Source organism: Bradyrhizobium lablabi (assembly GCF_018129385.1).
Lineage (GTDB): Bacteria > Pseudomonadota > Alphaproteobacteria > Rhizobiales > Xanthobacteraceae > Bradyrhizobium > Bradyrhizobium lablabi_C.
Map to the genome: position 1 here is coordinate 208,259 of NZ_JAFCLN010000006.1, position 17,780 is coordinate 226,038.

Here is a 17,780-nt window from a genome sequence, read left to right on the forward strand (position 1 = left end):
CGCCAAGTTGATCGTGGCTGGTACCCCAGCATGCCGGGCCGCCTTAGCGCTTCAGCCCACCGATGCGCCAGCCTTTGCCCGGCTTATGCCGAGTGTCACGATGCGATGCAAGAGGTCCGGATAGTCAATTCCGACATGCTTGGCCGCCGTCGCGAACTCCTGGCTCTTGGCGATTTCAGGATTGGGATTGGCTTCGATGAAATACGGCGTACCGTCGGCGGCGAGGCGGAAGTCGATGCGGGCGTAGCCGTCGAGCCCGAGTATCTTGTAGATGCGCTTCGCCGTTCGCTGAATGCGAGCGTATACTTCCGGCGCGAGATCTTCGGCCGGCCCGTCCACGATTCCGACGCGTTCCTGATAATCGACATCGTGCTTGGCCTTTTGGGTGGCGATCTGCCGCGCCCCCTCCCCGCCCAGGCTGCCGAACTTCAATTCCCAGACCGGCAAAACCTGGAGCCGGGTGTTACCGAGCACGCCGACATAGAGCTCCCGTCCCTCGATGTACTGCTCGGCGATGGCGGCGGTCTCCAGCTTCTCGTGAACGAAGGCGACGCGCTCGGCGAGCTGCTCGTCGGTGTCGACGATCGATGCCTGCGAGATTCCGAATGACCCGTCCTCGCTCAGGCTCTTGACGATCAGCGGCAGCGCGAGGCGCGGCGGCCGCTTGACCTTGCGGTTCTTCGGAAACACGGCAAAGGCCGGCACCGCGATCCGGCGATGGTGCACCAGAGTCTTGGACAGATCCTTGCCGCGCGCCAGGATCAGGCCGCGCGGATTGCATCCGGTATAGGGAACCTTCATCAGCTCGAGATAGCTCGCGATGTGCTGGTCATAGGCGGAGGCATAGTGAAACTCCTCCAGCAACGTGTACACCACGTGCGGCTTGAAGCTCTCGATCTCGTCGCGCAGCGGCTTGATTTCCTCCTGTACGCCGAGCGGACGCACGTCATGGCCGGCCGCACGCAAGGTGCTCACAACGTCGAATTCCGTCTTCCATCCATGGATTTCCTTTGCGCTATACCCGTCGGTCGAGTCCGGGGGCACGCAATCCGGATGCATCAACACCAGTATGCGCAGGCGTCTCATAGCGCGATCCATTTGCGCCGCGACGGGCCGAACAGCGCGTGCATGGTCTTGGCGGTCAACAGGATGGTGAAGTTGATCAAAAGCTTCCGCTCGGAACCGGGAGCACGCAGATCGAGTTCGCGGCAGCGGGAGATCATGTCGTCGAGAACCGCATCGAGCGTCAACTGGTTCTCGCCGGTCCACCGCGCCACCTGCTGCCTGACTTGCGCACGGTGCCGCCTGATGAAAGCGGACGCCGGCTGCGCCCGTCGGTGCCGCGGTTCACTGGAGAACAGGCGGGAGAGATCGCGGTCGTACGTCTTTGGCGGCGTGAAGGCGTAGAACGCCTGCTTTTTTTGATAATGTTCGCCAAGAGTCTTGCTGAGACTGGACAGCGGATCGACACGCTCCCGTGTCGTGACCAACGGCCGCTGCCCTGCAATCTCGCCCATCAGTTCGTCGACATATTCGAGCTTCTTCAGCGCCGGCCAGCCGGCATATCGCGTCCGCCAGTTCGACCGCGGCCGCAACCACACTGCAAAGGTTTCGGCAAAATCCTCGTCCGGATGGCTCTGCGCGTACCAGAGCCGGAGATGCTGGACATAACGGCGGCTGGCCGGATTGGGCCGGTAGTAGAGCGGATAGTGTTTCGACGACGGGCCGAACAATTGCTGCCAACGCCGGCGGCGTTGCAACTGATAGCCATGCTGGATGGCATGGCCCGCCTCGTGACGGAGAATCGCCATGCACTCGGACCATGTGCTGCCCTCGACGTCGAGCATCATCTTCTTCTCGAGTTTCATAAGGCGCGGATGGGCCAGATAGAACGGAATCGCAATACCGGGCACATCCGCCGGACTGAACCATTCGCTCGAAATCCACGTGTGCGGCCGCAGCCTGATGCCCCGCGCCTGTAGCTCCTCATTGAGAGCGCCGACACAATCCTCGAGCCAGGTGCCCTCGACCTTAACCCTCAGACTGCTGAGGCGTTGCTTGAGCAACTGCTCATCCGACAGCTTTTCCCAAGCATATTTCCGACGTGGCATAGGGTTCCGAAAGTCATAAAAAACAAGTTAGCCGGATGGTGTCACAGGATGCTGCCGGCAACAACCGCCGAGTTTCCACGACAAGCCGCTATCCCGTGGCCCGCATCGCGCCCCTATCCTCGAGCGGTCATCACGTGCCGCAAGATCCTCGGGTTCAGCTCCGACGAATGCGTGATGGCCAGCATGTGGCCTGCCAGCGGAAGGTGAATGTGCCGGGCGTTCGGCATCGTTGCCGCGAGACGTCTGGCCATCCGCTGTGACGGTTGCGGTGAGGCACCACCTGAAATCAGCAATGTGGGCACCGCCAGCCGCCTGGCCGCCTCGCCCGTATCCCTTTCGGCGAAGATCGCGGAGAAATCGCCGACCAGCTTGGTGACGCGCTCCATGAGGAGTGACTTCTTGCCTGATGACAGCAAATCCCAACAGCCCGGCCCGTTCCAGAACGCGAGGAACCTCTGTAGAGCAAGCTCCTTCTCGCCCGACCATATCGGGGCACATATGCGCTCGCTCGCCGCGGCAAACAGGTCGTACAGCGGGCGATCGGCATCGCGTTCAAGCAGGATCGTGGGCAGTACCGGTTCAATCAGCGTCAGGCTACGAACCCGGTGCGCAAGACGTTCGCTGGTCGCGAGCTTGAACGCGATGGCGCCACCGAACGAATGCCCGACGAAATGAACTGGTCCTGCAAGCACCTCCAACTGCCGCGACAATGGCTCCGCTTCCGCATCCAGCCGAGACGTCGCGGGATTGCGACAGGGTGGATTGCTGCCGTAGCCCGAAAGGTCCGGGGCAACGGCGTTGCATATGCCTGCGCAAGTTTCGACGAGCTGGCTCCATTGTTGCCCGGAGCTCAACGAGCAGTGCAAGGCAACGACGTTGTCTGTCGCGTTCACATCCGTGAGCGGGCGCCGGTTCTTCAATGCGGTCATCGCGCTGTCGCGGGGCTCACTTGCCTAGGTGTCGCAAACCAGCGCGGCGCCCAGCCGATCCCAGAAAAGATCTGCGCCGGGAGCGCAATTTGCATTCCACTGCTCGTGTGCGGCGTCATCCGCGGCGTCCGTTACATATTTGAAGGCTCGCCACGGCACGCCAAAACGTTTGCAGACACTGGCAATTGCAAAGAGCTCCATGTCGACGACATCGACGCTGTTCGCGGCGAGCCACGGATCGTCAGATGTAACGAAGCTGTCGCCCGTGCCGCACACCGCGCCGGCCCGGCCGGATTCCAGGATGTGGTCTTCGCAGTACGGGGTGACGCCGCGCGGCGCGAGCGGCATTGCCATCATGTCGCGTTGGACCACGCGCGATATCTCGACCAGGCCGTGGAGACCCTTGCTGATCTTGCCGCAAGTGCCGTAGTTCACGACGAGGGCTCGTCTTCGCCTGAGAAGCGATTCGGCCGTTGCGATCGCCGCATTGATCTTTCCGACGCCGGAAAACACCACTTCCACGTCATCTCCGGCGCGTTCCTCATTCAACTCGCTCTTCAAAGCCGCCACGACCAGGACCGGGCGATCTCCTGCTGCTTTTTCCAAAATGTTCATGATGCTGTTCCTTCGAAGGCCTCGATCGACGGCAGCATGGTCCGCTATGCGCCTTGATCGCGATTTCCGGCTTGCGTTGCAGTGGGACTGCCGGCGGTTGATCCCTCATCGGAGGGGGAGCGCCGCGGCCCCGTTCGAGGCCGGCAATCAGCCGGTGAATCTCTTTTTGAGTTCGCATTCCTCAGGCACTATCCGCGTGAACTGGTGCCGATCCGAGAAAGCCGCCTTGAATGCGGGGCGCGCCGAAAATCTGGCGACGTAGTCCCTGAAGACCGCGTCGGAGCACAACTGGAAAGCCTGCGCCCAGAGGACGTTGTATCCGACGACGCAATCGGCGGCCGAGAAGCCGGCACCGCAAATGAACGGCGCCCTGCTCAAGCGTTCCTTCAATTGCGGTTCGACCTCAGCTGCGAACTTCCGCCGATATCGCCGTATGGTCCTGTCGTCCCTCTCGGTTGCGGAAAGAACATCCTCATGGATGCGAATCTGCCAGAGCATCATGTCCATGGAGGACGCACCGAAATGCAGCATCTGGAGGTAATCCGCGCGCTCCATGGAGAGGACGTGAGGGATCGGCGCGAGCTTCCTGTCCGGGAAGGTATCGGCGAGCAATGCGACCATCGCCCCGCTCTCGATCATGTGAAATGGCTTGCCGTCCTCCATCGCGATCTCCAGCACCGGAACGGCATGGTTCGGATTGAGCACCAGAAATTCTTCCCGGTATTGATCGGCGTTGTGGAGCGTTACCGACTCGACGTCGAAGTCGTCGCCCATCAGTTCGTGCAGCAGCCATTTCACGCGCGCACTGCGCACCGCCGGACTATGATAGAGTTTTAGCCGTTTGACCCGTGAATTCATTCTGTGCCTCCTTCGTGAGGAGGATGCTTAGTCGGAGACGAACTGCCGCTCGTGAATATTCCTGCGATTTTTGCAGATCGCGCAGAGAGCCTGCCCATTACTGGCGGCAATCTTAAACGCGGCAAGGATGTAGATCCGCCAGGCTACGGGCGAACAATGACAGCTCAAACCGTCGCAATGCAGGACTGGAGCAGATAAGAGCAGACCCACAGCTGCATGGCGCCAGGCAAGACGCTCCAGCGTCTCATTGGGCACTCGCCGGCATTAACCTTGTCGGCAAACACTCTCTCCGAACGCCCGGTTCTCAGGCCAACCGCCGCCAGATCGCCTCATTAGACCGGAGAATTTTCAGCAGGCACAAGGTTTGGTTGGAGCCGCATCATGCTGAGAATGGTGGCGTTGGGCCTCCTCATTCCGTTGGGTGTGGGAGTGCTATCGGCGATGGAACTCAATACACCGGCGCGCACTGCCGCACCGGCCGTCCAACCGGCTGCCGAGACGATCTCGATCGTTCAGCCCGTTGCCAAGACAAACATGGGCGCTTCGGATTCACAGGGGGTATTGGCGAAGGCCGATCGGCTTGACGTCGCCGTTGCGAGCAACGAAACGTCACTACGGCAAATGGCCGCTGCGATCAGCGAGACACCACAGCAGATTGCCGCCGCGAGCAGCGAGACACCGGAGCAGCCTGCTCTGGTCGACGAGCCTGCTTCTGCGTCGGAAGACATTCGTATCGCTCCTTCGGAGCCACCGAAACCGATCAGCCGCCCTCGGCACGATCCAAAACCGAAGAAGGCCGCTGCCGCTGCGCGCCACAAGCCGAAGCCCAAGCCAGCCGGCATCAAGACAGCCGGTATCAAGCCGGCCGGTATCAAGACAGCCGGCATCAAGCCGACCGTCGTTTCCCAGCGCTCAAAGGCCGCTGCCAACCCCGAGCCATGCCGGCTGAAGGCGTTCGGCGGCCTCCTCAAGGCCTTGAATTCAACCGACTGCGAAATCTGAGCCAGCGGCGCCTGCCTCAAAGCGTCCACATTGCCGACGGAAAAGCGGCCGGACATGATGCTGGCCTGGTGAGGCAATGGGGATCTGGGGGACGATGACACGTCGTGCCGTCGGCAGGGTGATCGCAGGCTTTCTGCTGCTGGCAGCCGTGCCTGCGATGGCCGCCGATTCCCCGGCCGAACTGATCTCCCGCTTCCGGCTCAAGAACGGTGAAGTCCGCGTCGTGCGCGATGCAACGCTCGACCGCATTGCGATGGACCAGGCGCGCGCCATGGCGGCAAGGGATAATCTCAGTCACGACGTGCTCGGTCCGTTCAGCAGGCGGATGGCGCCGGCACGAGCCGGGCGCGCGGCCGAGAACATCGCCTATGGCTACGAGAGTTTCGAGAAGACGCTCGGCCAGTGGATCGACTCCTCCGGCCACCGCAAGAACCTCCTGCTGCACAATGCCTCCCGCGTCGGCATTGCCAGCGCAAAGGATGCCAGCGGCAAGCGCACCTACTGGGCCATGGTGATCGCCGGCGATTACGAGCCGAAGCCGAGCAAGGGCAAAGGCAAGAAAGACACGGAGCCGCTGGTGGCCGTGAAGCGTGAAGCGGCTTCCAAAGACCGGCCCAAATCCAAGGATTGCACCATCAAGGTGCTCAGCCTTTGCATTTGAGGCAGACCGTCAGCGACTGTGCTACCGCAAGCTGGGCCATCTGCGTGAGCAACGCAGTTTTCAGCCGCGCCGTGCCGCCTCGATCGCGGCCACGTCGATTTTCTTCATGGTCATCATCGCATTGAAGGCGCGCTTTGCTTCAGCGCCGCCGGCCGGGCCGGCGCATGGCCAAGACTCAGAAAGCACGCATCTCCGGCAGGCGGCGGGGCGCGCACGATGCAAGTCTGCTCTTGCGATCGCGGTAGTGCGCGAGGATTTCCTGCGAACTCGACACATGAAGGCGCGCGAACTGTTCTTTCAATTCATCGAGCTCGTGGCTGGAAATCGTGAAGTGAGGCGCTCCGAGGAACAGCAGCGCCGCAGTCGTATCCCAGGAGAACTCGTGTGCCTTGGCGAGAATCAGCAGCAACTCCCGGCTCGTTTCCGCCAGTGCCCGCTCGACCACGTCGGAAGGCAACGCACACAGCAGTGTAAGCCCGACAATGGCCTCTTCCGTTCTCCGTGCGCGGGCATATTCAAGAATGCTGCTCTCCTGCAACTCACCGAGCCGGTGCTTGAATGAAACGGCCTTCTTGGCCGCATAATAGCGCGGGGAGGCAGGCCCGAACTTCGAGTGCAGCGATGCCGTGGCATCCGCGACGAAGGCGTCAACCGCGACAGCCAGTTCGGGACGTTCGCGCTCCAGCTTTCGCCTCGTCTCGTCCGAGGCCTTGGCAATCAGCTGCTGAAACAGGTGGCGCGGGATATCCTGGCGAAGACCGACGTTCTCGGCGAGAATGCCGTCATTTTCCGAGCGCCTGATGAGGGCGAGGAATCCCGCTTCGGACAACCGCGCCCCCTCATTGACGGCGACGGATTGCGCCACGGCCCGATCGCCACGCGTGACGAGGACATCCGACACGGGCTCGGGTATCGAACGCCGCCGTGATATTGCGAGCAAGTGGCATTGGTCTCTTGTATTTGCGGTGTTCAACAGGGTGCGGACATCGAGGCGTTCGGAGTATCGAAGGACGGGGCCTGCCACTTCGATCGCTTCATCCGAAGCAAGCTTGTCGAGCACCTGTCCCGGCGCATGGTCGATGCGGCAGAGCTTTGCCGCCAGCCTTGCGCGCGCGGCGAACTCGATTTCAACCGCCAGCCTTCCAATCACCTCACCGAAAACCCAGATCTCGTCGTCGGTGAAGCGGCCGACCATGAGCAGATCGGTTGCGTACCAAAGCGCGCGCTCACGGCTCTCCGGCGTACCGTTTCGGATTGCTTCGTCCAGCTCTTCCAGAAAGGAAGCCGTCATTCGAACGATCCCGAGGCCCTACGCGGCATTCCGATCGCAAAAGCTGTCTGTGCAATCGCAGCGCCAGGCTAGAAATGGAGGCCAAAGCCTGCCGCTACCGCCCGTGCGAAGCACGAAAGGCTCCGAACAGTCCGGCCGTCAAAAAGGGCCGCATCGGCGAAGACAAAACCAATCCAGCCGGCGGCTGCGCCAACCAATATCTTCATGCGGCGATCGTGCGCCAGGACGCTTAACGTCCGCTCAATGCGGGAATGGCGATGAGGTCGCATCGCGCCTGCTGCCGATTTTCGATACTGATTTTGCCGGCAGGCACACCGGAACCGCGATGCCGGCAGCCTTGGCGAAGGAATCTTGAGAGGAGTCTTAACCGCTCCCCGCAATCATGCGGCAAGTAATTTCAGCAGATGCGCCGCTTGCCATGGTCGAAACCCGCATTGCCCCACGCTATCGCGTTTCGAAGCCCGCCCAGATCGAGTACGGGGGCGACAAGACCCCCTGCACCATTCGTGATCTCTCCGTCACGGGTGCTGCGCTCGAGCTTTCCGATCTGAGCGCGACCGTGCCTTCGGCGTTCACGCTGATCGTGCCTGAGGACAAACTAAAACTGCCTTGCCATGTGGTCTGGCGCAGAGGCTTCAAGATGGGCGTGGCTTTCGACTGAAGGAAATTTGGAATGATCATTCGCGACAGAAGGTCCGGAATTGACACGCGATCGGAGGCCGAAAGGCAGTTGATTGGCGAACGACGCTCCGGCGTCGACCGACGCACCATCGGCCAATCGGCGCCGCAAAATCCGTCGAACGAACAACTCGCGCTTTTCGCGCGGCGCCTGCGAAGAGCCATGCGGGACGAGAAGGGACGCACATATTTTGGAGTCGCAAGTGCCGAGCAGGAATTTTCCTTCTTCTCCGACGTCGTTCGCGTTGTCGAATGGATCGAGCGCCTGAGCGTTGCGGAAGCCGGGCAGCAAGCGCGCCCCAGCTTGAGGAAAGCCGCGCCGGCCATCACCGACAGGACCGCCGGTGAATCAGGTGAACTTCAGACGGTTTCGCAACGCCCCGCGGACGTTTGAGGCGATCAAGATCGCGTCAGAACCCCGAGCATAGAATTGCAAGACATATGTCCATGCTTCTCAACCTCGACCAGAACACCCTCGCCTACATGACCGCTGCACTCGAGGATGTCTGCAAGAAAATCCCGCCAGGAAAAGATTCCAGCGAACTGCGCAAGCAGATTGCGGACGCCATGATCGCGTCGGCGAAAGCCTACCGGCGCTCATTTTCCGATTTTGAAGAAGCCGGAATGAAGGTGCTGGAGCAGGCTGTCCCGCGGCGAAGGTTCGCCTGGCTCAGTGGATGGCCCTTCCGTTAGGCCCGCACGAAACGGCCTTCACCGCTCCCGCTTCGGCATCCGCTTGAATTTTACGCTTTTGCCGTCCGCCTGCCTGGTCGCGATGTAACCGGCTTCCAGGCACGCCTCGCGCTGCGGCATCTTCTCCTGCGGGCTGCGCAGCGTTTCCCACCACGAGGCGCGCTGGGCCGCGCGCGGCAGCGGCGCATCGATGATCTCCTCGATCTGCTCGAAAGACAGGACGAGCTCGGCAAGCGTCTGCTTCTTCAGATAATCCCGCAGCGGATCGTAATCGTTCACTGGCCTTCCCCGGCTTCGAAGATCGGTGGACTTGGTCCAACTTCGTCAACGGACCGTTAACGCATTCCCGCGCTGGTGTCGCCACTTAAGCCCGCCGCAACCAATCCGGGTGCATCAAGGGGGATTGGGAGCGGGACGATGTTTTTCCGGCGGCACAGGAACATGACGAAGAGGCGCTGGCGGCTATCGGGAAAGCTGCTGATCGCCTCGTCGGTTGCCACCGTGATTGGCTTTTCCGCCGTGTGCGCCAGCGTGATGCTCGACATGCGCCGCAGCGAGGAAGAGCTGGCGCGCCAGACGCTGGAAAACCTCGCGGCCGGCATCGAGGCCGATATCAGCCGCAACCTCGAGCTCTACGACCTTTCGCTGCGTGCGGTCGCGAGCAACCTCGTGATGCCGGAGATCGAGCATGTCAGCAAGGAAATCCGCCACCTGATCCTGTTCGACCACGCCGCCAGCGCCAGGCACTTTGGCGCGATTCAGGTGTTCGACGCCGACGGCAAGCTGACGATCGACGCCTCCACGCTCGACCCGCTGCCGGAAAGCCGCAGCGACGAGGAATATTTCGCCGTTCATCGCACCAATCCGGATATCGGGCTGTTCGTCAGCAAGCCGATGCTGCATCGCGGGGCTTTTTCGATCGTGCTGAGCCGGCGCATCTCGGACGCGCATGGCGGCTTTGTCGGCGTCGTCGCAGGCGCAATCCGCTTCAGCTATTTCCACGAACTGTTCGAGCGGCTGAACCTTGCGCCGGACGACACCATCACCGTACTGCGGCGCGACCGCACCATCATCATGCGAAAGCCGTTCGACCTCGACGTTATCGGCAAGAACCTCGCGACCGTGCGGAGCTGGAGCGCCGACAACCTCAAGGCGGGCGGATCCTATGCCGGAAAGGGTCCGGTCGATGCGATCCCGCGGCTCTATGTCCGGCGCAGCGGCGACGGTCCATTGTTCGTCGTGGTCGGAAAGCCGACCGAGGCGATCCTGCGCATGTGGCGGCGGGAAGCCATCCGGATCGGCGCGATCATGCTGGGGCTGATCTCATTCGTGCTCGCCACCACGTTCTTTCTTGCGCGCGAAATCAGCCGCCGTGCCAGCGCCGAGGACAAGCTGGAGGAGCTTGCCACCACCGACTCCCTCACCGGGTTGAAGAACCGCCGCAAGTTCGATGCCGAGATCGATACCGAATGGCGGCGGGCGGCGCGGCAGAATACGCCGCTGGCCCTGCTCATGATCGATGCCGATCACTTCAAGGCCTACAACGACACCTACGGCCACCAGGCCGGCGACCAGGTGCTGGTCGGGATCGCGATCTGCATCACCGACACGGTGCGGCGGGCCGGCGATTGCGCCGCGCGCTATGGCGGCGAGGAATTTTCCGTGCTGCTGCCGGGCTGCGCCGCGGCCGACGCGCTGAGAGTGGCGGAGACGATCCGGCTGAAGGTCATGCAATGGTCGGAAGGGCCGACGGTGAATACCGTCAGCATCGGCATCGCCAGCCTGACGCCCGCGCCGTCGATGGACTGGTCGCTGCTGCTGGAAGCCGCCGACAAGGCGCTCTACGCCGCGAAGGCCGGCGGGCGCAACCGCTCCGTGGTGGCGGAGTTGCCGGCGCTGTCGCTGGTGGCTTAGCCCCAATCGTCATGCCCGCGAAGGCGGGCATCCAGTACGCCGCAGCTTCTCGGTCAATCACAAGCGCCTCGGAGTACTGGATCATCCGCCTTCGCGGATGATGACAGTCGTGATTAAACGCGCGAGCTACTTCTCCAAATACTTCTTCATCTCGGCGCGCAGGCCGTCGCGAAGGTCGTCGCGGGCCATGCCGAAGGCGATGTTGGCGCGCAGGAAGCCGGGCTTCGAGCCGCAATCGTGGCGCTCGCCTTCGAACTCGACGCCGTAGAATTTCTGGCTCTTCGAAAGCCCGATCATCGCGTCGGTGAGTTGGATCTCGCCGCCGGCGCCGCGCTCTTGCGTCTCGAGAATCTTGAAGATTTCCGGCTGCAAAATGTAACGGCCGGTGATCGAAAGGTTGGACGGCGCGGTGCCCTTCGGCGGCTTCTCCACCATGCCGTCGACCTCAAAGATCTTGCCGTGGCGCTTTCCCACGCCGCAGATGCCGTATTGGTGGGTACGATCGTCGGGCACCGCCTCCACCGCGATCAGATTGGCCTTGGCATCGAGCGCGGTCGCCGCCTCGATCATCTGCTTCAGGCAGCCCGGCGTGTTGAGCACGAGCTCATCCGGCAGCACCACGGCGAAGGGTTCATCGCCGACGATGTCGCGCGCGCACCATACGGCGTGGCCGAGGCCAAGCGGCGCCTGCTGGCGCGTAAAGCTCATGGCGCCGGCTTCGGGCTGGTTGGCGGCGAGGATCTCCTGCTCGGCCTTCTTGCCGCGGGCTTCGAGCGTGGTGTCGAGTTCGAACATCTTGTCGAAATGATCCTCGATCACACCCTTGTTGCGGCCGGTGACGAACACGAAATGCTCGATGCCCGCCTCCCTCGCCTCGTCGACCACATACTGGATCAAGGGCTTGTCGACGATGGTCAGCATTTCCTTCGGCATCGCCTTGGTGGCAGGCAGGACGCGGGTGCCGAGGCCGGCGACCGGGAAGACGGCTTTGCGGATTTTCATGAGATGTAAAAAGGCCTTGAGGGAGCGGGATTTCAGCTTAATTGCACTTGTTATCCGGTTTGCAGCCGGGAACAAAGGCGGATGTATGGTGCGACGAAAAGGCGGCACCGCAATCCTGCCTTGTTAAACGATTGGAAACCGGGTCGGGTCCTCTTGGGCCGGCGAATATTTGGCTGACAGGTCAGGGATGCAGCGGCGGAACGTACCTTTGATGAAGGCCTGGATGAAGGCTTTGCTGAAGACCTGGGCAGGCGCGCTTGCGCTTGCCGCATTGCTATCGCCGATTGCGGCCGGCGCCCAATCTTCGGAGAACGGCGTCTCCACCTTCCTCAACAACCTGTTCGCTCCGAAATCCGGCACGCCGCAGCAGCAAGCCGCGCCCGGCCCCGGCGGCGCGCCGCCCTGGAGCGGCGAGGACGGCGCTTCCGGCCATCCGCTGATGACGGCGAGTGCGATCCGCGAGGCGGCGGCGAACTTCAACAATTGCGTCGCCGGCATGTGGACCGATGCCGCACGCCGCGGCATCTCGCAGGAAAGCTTTCAAAAATTCACCGCGGGCCTTTCGCCCGACCTGCGCATCATGGACCTGATGGATTCGCAGCCCGAATTCACCAAGGCGATCTGGGACTATCTCGACATCCTCGTGAACGACAATCGCATGGCCAAGGGGCGCGAGATCCTCGCCAAGTACAAGCGAGAGTTCGACGCGGTAGAAAAAGCCTACGGCGTCGACCGCTACATCATCGCCTCGATCTGGGGCATCGAGTCGAACTATTCGACCCAGATCGGCGATCGCAGCGTGCTCAATTCCACCGCGACGCTGGCCTGCATCGGCCGCCGCCAGAAGTATTTCAAGGATGAGTTCCTGGTCGCGCTGGAAATCCTGCATCGCGGCGATCTTACGCCCGAGCAGTTGCGCGGCTCCTGGGCGGGCGCGTTCGGCCCGACGCAGTTCATGCCGACCGCGTTCAAGCGCTATGCGGTCGATGCCGACGGCGACGGCCGCCGCGACGTCGTCGACAATCCCTATGACCTGATCGCCTCCACCGCCAACAACCTCAAGAAAGACGGCTGGCAGAGCGGCGCGACCTGGGGCTACGAGATCGTGATCCCCAAGGGATTCAACTTCATGCTGGCGGACCGTTCCAAGGTGATGACGCTGGCGCAGTGGGACCATCTCGGCGTCAAGCGCGCCGGCGGCAAGCCGTACCCGAATCCGAATGACAAGGCCTATCTGCTGGCGCCGGCCGGCGCGGAAGCACCGGGCTTTTTGATGCTCCAGAATTTCCGGGTGATCATGAAATACAACCCCGCGGAAGCCTATGCGCTGGCGATCGGCCATTTCGCCGACCGCCTGCGGGGCGGCGCGCCGTTCATCCAGCCCTGGCCGCGGCAGGAACGGGTGCTGTCGCGCGCCGAGCGGCTGGAATTGCAGCAGCTTCTGGCACAGCGCGGCTTCTACAAGGGCACCCCGGACGGCCAGTTCGGTGGGGAGACCCGCAATGCGCTGCGCTCGTTCCAGGCCTCCATCGGGGCGCCCGCGGACGGATTTGCCTCTGCGGACGTGCTGGAGCGGCTGCGGGGGCGTTGAGGCTTTCCGGTTGACGCGTTTCCTTGACGCGAACCGGTGTCCGCTTCGCTCGAAAACGCCATGTTCCCGAGACAAAAGTAACCTTCAAAAACAACAGTTTGGCGGCCAGCTTGACGCCGGCCGCGGTTCCCCGATTTATGGTGGAAAATCCGCCCGCTTGCGGCCTGATTCCGCTATTATGGTCGGACGCTTCACCAAATTTCGCCGCTGAACCGAATGCCAAAGCCAAACCGATTCCTGCGCATCCTCACCGAGCCCGGCCCGCTGGTCGCGCTGGGGGTCGCGATTGCGCTTCTGGTGGGCATCGTCGGGCCGGCTTCGGCGCAGTTCTTCAATTTCGGCGGACCGCCGCAGCGCCAGGCGCCGCGCGGCGGCGGATTTGGCGGCGGAGGCGGCTGGTTCGGCAGCGACTTCTTTGCGCCATTCCAGCAGCAGGCGCCCAAGCGCGTAGCCCCGCAGGATTTCTCCCGGGCGCCGGCACCGGAAAAGCGCGACCCGAATTTCGTGCCGGAGCGCACCATCCTCGTGCTCGGCGACGGCATGGCCGACTGGCTCGCCTATGGCCTGGAGGATGCCTACAACGAACGCCCCGACATGGGCGTGATCCGCAAGCACAGGACGACCTCCGGCCTGATCAAGTACCAGCCGAAGGGCGAGCCTTCCGACTGGGCCGCCGCCGCCAAGGGGATTTTGGCGACCGAAAAGCCCGATGCCATCGTCGTCATGCTCGGCATGAACGACCGCGTCGCGATGCGTGAGCCGGTGGTCGAGAAGAAAGACGACAAGAAAGCGGACAAGAAGGACGACAAGAAAGACGCGCGCAAACCGGACGCAAAACCCGCGGACAAGCCTGCGGCAAAACCCGAGGGCGGAACCGATACCGCCGCAAAGCCCGACGACAAGCCTGCGGAGCCCGAGGCCGATGACGCCGAGGCGGCCGATGCGCCGCCGGCCGCCGCGCCGGAGAAAACCGCGCGCGGCCCCAACAGCCTCTACGAATTCCGCGAGGAGCGCTGGGTCGAGCTCTACAGCAAGAAGATCGAGGAATTGCTCGCCGTGCTGAAATCCAAGGGCGTGCCGGTGCTGTGGGTCGGCCTGCCCGCGATCCGCGGCGTCAAGGGCACCTCCGACATGCTGTTCCTGGACTCGCTGTATCGCGACGGCGCGGGCAAGGCCGGCATCACCTATGTCGACGTCTGGGACGGCTTTGTCGATGAAGCCGGCCGCTTCCTGCAAAAGGGCCCCGACTTCGAAGGCCAGATCCGCCAGTTGCGCTCCTATGACGGCGTATACTTCACCAAGCCCGGCGCGCGAAAACTTGCGCATTATGTCGACCGCGAAATCACCCGGCTGCTGGCCGGCCGTTCGGGCCCGATCGCGCTGCCGAGCGAGCCGGTGGCCCCCGATCCGAATGCTACGCCCGGCCAGCCCGCGCCGCGGCCGATGGCGGGACCGATCCTGCCGCTGGTGGCTTCCTCCGTCGGCACCGATCAATTGCTGGGCGGTCCCGGCTCGCGTCCGGCCGCGGTCGATGCGCTCGCCGCGCGGACGCTGGTGAAGGGCGAAGCGCTGGCACCACCCGCCGGCCGCGCCGACGATTTCGCCTGGCCACGCCGCGAAGTAGGCCGTGAACAGGCCAAGGGCGATACCCCGGTGGCCAACGTCGCGCCGGAGGCGGCTGCGCCTGCGCCCATCCAGCGGCCGCTGACGCCGCTGCAACAGCAGCAGCAGCTTCAACAACAGCTTCTGCAACAGCAGCAACAACAGCAAAAGAGACAAGCGCCGCCGCCGGTGCGGCCTGCGCAGACGGCACCCTCGTTTCGCGATTTCTTCGGCGGCTTCGGTGCCTCACCGGCTCCGGCTCCACCCCCGCGCCAGGGGCCCCCGGCGGCCGGGCCGCGTCCACCGGCTAACGTGCCGCGACCGCCGGGCACCGTGGGACGCGCGGCCGAAGGGCCAGCGGCGAGTAGTTTCTGGAGATGACCTTGGACCCTCATGGTGAGGAGGCGCGTAGCGCCGTCTCGAACCATGAGGCCACAGACGGGCCTGCATCCTTCGAGACGCCGCTTCGCGGCTCCTCAGGATGAGGAGAAACTTTGGAGCTTCGCGTCAGCCGTAATAGCGCCAGCGCGGCGGAGGACGGCGCGCGGGGCGCGACATCAAGAGCGCCAGCGCAAAGCCGATGCCGCCGGCGATCAGCAGCGCACCGAGCGGATTGTCCTGCACGGTCTTCGCCATCGCCTGCGAGCCGCCACGCAGCGTTTCGCCGGGATTGCCGAGCGCATCCTTGGCGTAATCGGCCGCCGCTTCGCCGGCATCGCGCACGGCATCCTTGGCCTGGCCATAGAGATTCTGCATCGTGCCTTCGGCCTCGCGCGCAGCGCCGGACGCCTGCGTTCCGGTATCGCCCGCGATTTTTCCCGCCGCGCCTTCGACCTTGCCGGCAGCATCCTTTACCGCCCCGGCGATCCGATCCTTGTCCATAATGGTCACTCCCTGATGTCTTGAGGAAGTAACCGGCAAGCCGCGCGCCAGTTCCAATTCTTTGGTCTGATGGGTTTTCTTCACGCGAACCGGTATCCACCCCGCATCGGGTGCGGAGCAGGCTCCACTCGAAACGCCTCGGGCTATAAAATGAGGCCGCCATCGACGATCAGCGTTTGGCCTACGATGTAGGAGGCCAGCGGCGAGGCCAGGAACAATGCGGCGCCTGCCATGTCGGCCGGCGTGCCCAGGCGCTTCAGCGGTATGCGCTCGATCGCGCCTTCCAGCCGCTTCGGGTTCGATGTCGTCACCTTGGTCATCTTGGTGTCGACCAGGCCCGGCGCGATGCCGTTGACGCGGATACCGTTCTCGGCCCAGGCCTCGCCCAGCGTGCGGGTCAGCCCCATCGCGCCGGTCTTGGAGGCATTATAGGCCGGGTTGCCCATGGTGGAGTGATAGGCCGCGGTCGAAGAGACGATGATCAGCGAGCCTTTTGCTGCCGCGAGCAGCGAATGGAATTTGGTGGCGCAGGCCATCAGGCTCATCAGGTTGACCTCCAGCACCTTGCGAAAACCTTCCATCTCGAATTCGCCGCGGCGATAGACCACCGCGCCCTGCGACAGCACGAGGATGTCGAGCCGGTCGAAGCCGGGATTGAATTTCTCGACCGCCGAGGGATCGCTCACATCGAGCTGCGAATATTGCAGGCCGTCGAGATGCGAGCCTTCCTCCGCCTTGTAATCGGACGCCGAGTTGCGGGTGCCGCTGACATGAACGCGCGCGCCTTTGGCGCGAAAGGCCTGCGCGATGCCGTTGCCGATGCCGCTGGAGCCGCCGACCACCAGCACCTCCTTGCCGCCGAAATCGAGTTCGTTCATCGCGCGCTCCCTGCATCTTTGTTGCTGGTTGTTTGACCTGTCTGCGGATCGGTGCCAGCCTTGTCAATGTTTTCGCAACGCATCCCTCCTCCGCGAGTATCTTCATGTCCGACTTCAGAGAGTTGAGCCGTTCGGTCAAAGGCCTCACCGTTCTTGTCACCGGCGCCGCCAGCGGCATGGGGCGCGCCACCGCACTGATCTTCGCGGCAGAAGGCGCCAACGTCGCCGTCACCGACATTACCGCCGAGGGCACGCAGGCGGTGGCCGATGAAATCAAGGCGCGCGGCGGAAAGGCAAAGGCCTGGACGCTCGACGTGTCGAAGGGCGATGACATCGTCAAGGTCGTCAATGAGGTGGCGCAAGCATTCGGCTCGCTCGACATCATCATCAACAATGCCGGCCTGTCGCTGCGCGCGGCGATCGACGACGAAGGCTACGAGGAAGCCTGGACCAGGGCGCTCGCCGTGATGCTGACGGCGCATCCGCGTATCATCCGCGCCGCGCTGCCCTACCTGCGCAAGTCGAAATGCCCGCGGATCGTCAACATCGCCTCGACCGAAGCGCTCGGCGCCACCGCCACCAACAGCCCCTACTCTGCGGCCAAGGGCGGCGTCACCAGCCTGACGCGCTCACTCGCGGTGGAACTGGGCCGCGAGGGCATCACGGTGAACTGCATCTGCCCCGGCCCGATCCGCACCGGCATCACGGACCGGATTCCCGAGGAGCACAAGACGATCTACGCCAAACGCCGCACCGCACTCGGCCGCTACGGCGACCCCGAGGAGGTCGCGCATATGACGCTGAGCCTGTGCCTGCCGGCCGCCTCGTTCCTGACCGGCGCGGTCATTCCGGTGGACGGCGGCCTGATGGCGCGAAACGCGTGAGATCGTCATTGGCTGGGCTTTGCCGCCTTCGCTAACGCTTCGTCGGCCGAGTGAGATTGAGGGTCCGGCGTAGCCTCGGCGGAGACGGGACCGGGCAATCCATCCCTAACAAAGGTTTCTTGCGAAGATTGATGGATGCCCGGATCAAGTCCGGGCATGACAGATGTGCGTCGGTCGGGGTTTTCCGAG

19 protein-coding genes and 1 pseudogene are annotated in these 17,780 nt (G+C 63.2%); 9 read left to right on the top strand and 11 right to left on the bottom strand.

Annotation, left to right across the window (positions count from 1 at the left end; genetic code table 11):
• Positions 1 to 51: 51 nt before the first annotated feature.
• The 5 genes from JQ628_RS14985 to JQ628_RS15005 all read right to left on the bottom strand — a co-directional run bounded on the left by JQ628_RS14985 (position 52) and on the right by JQ628_RS15005 (position 4,513).
• Positions 52 to 1,086: a D-alanine--D-alanine ligase family protein gene (locus JQ628_RS14985; protein ID WP_212223352.1), complete on the bottom strand. Its 1,035-nt coding sequence runs from the start codon at positions 1,084 to 1,086 to the stop codon at positions 52 to 54.
• Complete coding sequence (locus JQ628_RS14990; protein ID WP_249127902.1) at positions 1,083 to 2,066, bottom strand: putative zinc-binding metallopeptidase; 984 nt, start codon at positions 2,064 to 2,066, stop codon at positions 1,083 to 1,085. The genes JQ628_RS14985 and JQ628_RS14990 overlap by 4 nt, the downstream gene beginning before the upstream one ends.
• A 158-nt stretch (positions 2,067 to 2,224) precedes the next feature.
• Positions 2,225 to 3,040, bottom strand: coding sequence for an alpha/beta fold hydrolase (locus JQ628_RS14995; protein WP_212223354.1), 816 nt, complete (start codon positions 3,038 to 3,040; stop codon positions 2,225 to 2,227).
• A 24-nt stretch (positions 3,041 to 3,064) separates the two neighbouring features.
• Positions 3,065 to 3,655 carry a 5'-methylthioadenosine nucleosidase gene (locus tag JQ628_RS15000; RefSeq protein WP_212223355.1) on the bottom strand — a complete coding sequence of 197 codons (591 nt, stop codon included), beginning with the start codon at positions 3,653 to 3,655 and terminating at the stop codon, positions 3,065 to 3,067.
• Positions 3,656 to 3,802: 147 nt separating this feature from the next.
• Positions 3,803 to 4,513: a glutathione S-transferase family protein gene (locus tag JQ628_RS15005; RefSeq protein WP_212223356.1), complete on the bottom strand. Its 711-nt coding sequence runs from the start codon at positions 4,511 to 4,513 to the stop codon at positions 3,803 to 3,805.
• A gap of 390 nt (positions 4,514 to 4,903) precedes the next feature.
• Between JQ628_RS15005 and JQ628_RS15010 the strand changes: the two genes are divergently transcribed.
• A complete protein-coding gene (locus JQ628_RS15010) occupies positions 4,904 to 5,515 on the top strand; it encodes a hypothetical protein (RefSeq protein ID WP_249127903.1) in 612 nt (203 codons plus the stop codon).
• A gap of 94 nt (positions 5,516 to 5,609) precedes the next feature.
• A complete protein-coding gene (locus JQ628_RS15015; protein WP_433996135.1) occupies positions 5,610 to 6,176 on the top strand; it encodes a CAP domain-containing protein in 567 nt (188 codons plus the stop codon).
• A 60-nt stretch (positions 6,177 to 6,236) separates the two neighbouring features.
• Here JQ628_RS15015 and JQ628_RS15020 read toward each other — a convergent pair.
• Together JQ628_RS15020 and JQ628_RS15025 are read right to left on the bottom strand one after the other, a co-directional pair.
• Positions 6,237 to 6,329, bottom strand: a pseudogene (locus tag JQ628_RS15020) (VOC family protein); the annotation flags it as partial.
• Between the two features lie 22 nt (positions 6,330 to 6,351).
• Entirely contained in the window at positions 6,352 to 7,467 is a 1,116-nt protein-coding gene (locus tag JQ628_RS15025; protein ID WP_212223359.1) for a DUF2336 domain-containing protein, read from the bottom strand.
• A gap of 74 nt (positions 7,468 to 7,541) precedes the next feature.
• Between JQ628_RS15025 and JQ628_RS15030 the strand changes: the two genes are divergently transcribed.
• From JQ628_RS15030 to JQ628_RS15040, 3 genes are all read left to right on the top strand, one after another.
• The gene (locus JQ628_RS15030; protein ID WP_212223360.1) at positions 7,542 to 7,700 is read left to right on the top strand and encodes a hypothetical protein; all 159 of its coding nucleotides are present in this window, start codon (positions 7,542 to 7,544) and stop codon (positions 7,698 to 7,700) included.
• Between the two features lie 185 nt (positions 7,701 to 7,885).
• Positions 7,886 to 8,128: a PilZ domain-containing protein gene (locus JQ628_RS15035; protein ID WP_212223361.1), complete on the top strand. Its 243-nt coding sequence runs from the start codon at positions 7,886 to 7,888 to the stop codon at positions 8,126 to 8,128.
• A 464-nt stretch (positions 8,129 to 8,592) separates the two neighbouring features.
• The gene (locus JQ628_RS15040; protein WP_212223362.1) at positions 8,593 to 8,838 is read left to right on the top strand and encodes a hypothetical protein; all 246 of its coding nucleotides are present in this window, start codon (positions 8,593 to 8,595) and stop codon (positions 8,836 to 8,838) included.
• Positions 8,839 to 8,856: 18 nt separating this feature from the next.
• Here JQ628_RS15040 and JQ628_RS15045 read toward each other — a convergent pair whose 3' ends face one another.
• Entirely contained in the window at positions 8,857 to 9,117 is a 261-nt protein-coding gene (locus JQ628_RS15045; RefSeq protein ID WP_212223363.1) for a DUF7662 domain-containing protein, read from the bottom strand.
• Positions 9,118 to 9,255: 138 nt separating this feature from the next.
• On the opposite strand from JQ628_RS15045, the gene JQ628_RS15050 reads away from it, so the two are divergent.
• The gene (locus JQ628_RS15050; RefSeq protein ID WP_433996136.1) at positions 9,256 to 10,752 is read left to right on the top strand and encodes a sensor domain-containing diguanylate cyclase; all 1,497 of its coding nucleotides are present in this window, start codon (positions 9,256 to 9,258) and stop codon (positions 10,750 to 10,752) included.
• A 126-nt stretch (positions 10,753 to 10,878) separates the two neighbouring features.
• Here the strand turns inward: JQ628_RS15050 and galU are convergent, their stop codons facing one another.
• The gene (gene galU / locus JQ628_RS15055; RefSeq protein WP_212223365.1) at positions 10,879 to 11,754 is read right to left on the bottom strand and encodes a UTP--glucose-1-phosphate uridylyltransferase GalU; all 876 of its coding nucleotides are present in this window, start codon (positions 11,752 to 11,754) and stop codon (positions 10,879 to 10,881) included.
• A 223-nt stretch (positions 11,755 to 11,977) separates the two neighbouring features.
• Between galU and JQ628_RS15060 the strand changes: the two genes are divergently transcribed.
• Positions 11,978 to 13,345, top strand: a complete 1,368-nt coding sequence (locus JQ628_RS15060; protein WP_249127904.1) for a lytic murein transglycosylase — start codon at positions 11,978 to 11,980, stop codon at positions 13,343 to 13,345.
• Positions 13,346 to 13,561: 216 nt separating this feature from the next.
• On the top strand, positions 13,562 to 15,328 hold the full coding sequence (locus JQ628_RS15065; RefSeq protein ID WP_212223367.1) for an SGNH/GDSL hydrolase family protein: 1,767 nt from the start codon (positions 13,562 to 13,564) through the stop codon (positions 15,326 to 15,328).
• Between the two features lie 126 nt (positions 15,329 to 15,454).
• Here JQ628_RS15065 and JQ628_RS15070 read toward each other — a convergent pair whose 3' ends face one another.
• On the bottom strand, positions 15,455 to 15,829 hold the full coding sequence (locus JQ628_RS15070) for a CsbD family protein (RefSeq protein ID WP_212223368.1): 375 nt from the start codon (positions 15,827 to 15,829) through the stop codon (positions 15,455 to 15,457).
• A gap of 143 nt (positions 15,830 to 15,972) precedes the next feature.
• Positions 15,973 to 16,707 (bottom strand): SDR family NAD(P)-dependent oxidoreductase, encoded by a 735-nt coding sequence (locus JQ628_RS15075; protein WP_212223369.1) that lies wholly within the window; start codon positions 16,705 to 16,707, stop codon positions 15,973 to 15,975.
• A 104-nt stretch (positions 16,708 to 16,811) separates the two neighbouring features.
• On the opposite strand from JQ628_RS15075, the gene JQ628_RS15080 reads away from it, so the two are divergent.
• Positions 16,812 to 17,591 (top strand): SDR family NAD(P)-dependent oxidoreductase, encoded by a 780-nt coding sequence (locus JQ628_RS15080; RefSeq protein ID WP_212223370.1) that lies wholly within the window; start codon positions 16,812 to 16,814, stop codon positions 17,589 to 17,591.
• Positions 17,592 to 17,780: the final 189 nt, after the last annotated feature.

Bases quoted from the DNA above. Each gene is read 5' to 3' on its own strand.
- JQ628_RS15080 (WP_212223370.1), top strand. From the start codon at position 16,812: ATGTCCGACTTCAGAGAGTTGAGCCGTTCGGTCAAAGGCCTCACCGTT.
- galU (WP_212223365.1), bottom strand. From the start codon at position 11,754: ATGAAAATCCGCAAAGCCGTCTTCCCGGTCGCCGGCCTCGGCACCCGC.
- JQ628_RS15060 (WP_249127904.1), top strand. From the start codon at position 11,978: ATGAAGGCTTTGCTGAAGACCTGGGCAGGCGCGCTTGCGCTTGCCGCA.
- JQ628_RS15065 (WP_212223367.1), top strand. From the start codon at position 13,562: ATGCCAAAGCCAAACCGATTCCTGCGCATCCTCACCGAGCCCGGCCCG.
- JQ628_RS15025 (WP_212223359.1), bottom strand. From the start codon at position 7,467: ATGACGGCTTCCTTTCTGGAAGAGCTGGACGAAGCAATCCGAAACGGT.
- JQ628_RS15040 (WP_212223362.1), top strand. From the start codon at position 8,593: ATGCTTCTCAACCTCGACCAGAACACCCTCGCCTACATGACCGCTGCA.
- JQ628_RS14985 (WP_212223352.1), bottom strand. From the start codon at position 1,086: ATGAGACGCCTGCGCATACTGGTGTTGATGCATCCGGATTGCGTGCCC.
- JQ628_RS15030 (WP_212223360.1), top strand. From the start codon at position 7,542: ATGGAGGCCAAAGCCTGCCGCTACCGCCCGTGCGAAGCACGAAAGGCT.
- JQ628_RS15015 (WP_433996135.1), top strand. From the start codon at position 5,610: ATGACACGTCGTGCCGTCGGCAGGGTGATCGCAGGCTTTCTGCTGCTG.
- JQ628_RS15075 (WP_212223369.1), bottom strand. From the start codon at position 16,707: ATGAACGAACTCGATTTCGGCGGCAAGGAGGTGCTGGTGGTCGGCGGC.
- JQ628_RS15005 (WP_212223356.1), bottom strand. From the start codon at position 4,513: ATGAATTCACGGGTCAAACGGCTAAAACTCTATCATAGTCCGGCGGTG.
- JQ628_RS15050 (WP_433996136.1), top strand. From the start codon at position 9,256: ATGTTTTTCCGGCGGCACAGGAACATGACGAAGAGGCGCTGGCGGCTA.
- JQ628_RS15035 (WP_212223361.1), top strand. From the start codon at position 7,886: ATGGTCGAAACCCGCATTGCCCCACGCTATCGCGTTTCGAAGCCCGCC.
- JQ628_RS14995 (WP_212223354.1), bottom strand. From the start codon at position 3,040: ATGACCGCATTGAAGAACCGGCGCCCGCTCACGGATGTGAACGCGACA.
- JQ628_RS15070 (WP_212223368.1), bottom strand. From the start codon at position 15,829: ATGGACAAGGATCGGATCGCCGGGGCGGTAAAGGATGCTGCCGGCAAG.
- JQ628_RS15010 (WP_249127903.1), top strand. From the start codon at position 4,904: ATGGTGGCGTTGGGCCTCCTCATTCCGTTGGGTGTGGGAGTGCTATCG.
- JQ628_RS15000 (WP_212223355.1), bottom strand. From the start codon at position 3,655: ATGAACATTTTGGAAAAAGCAGCAGGAGATCGCCCGGTCCTGGTCGTG.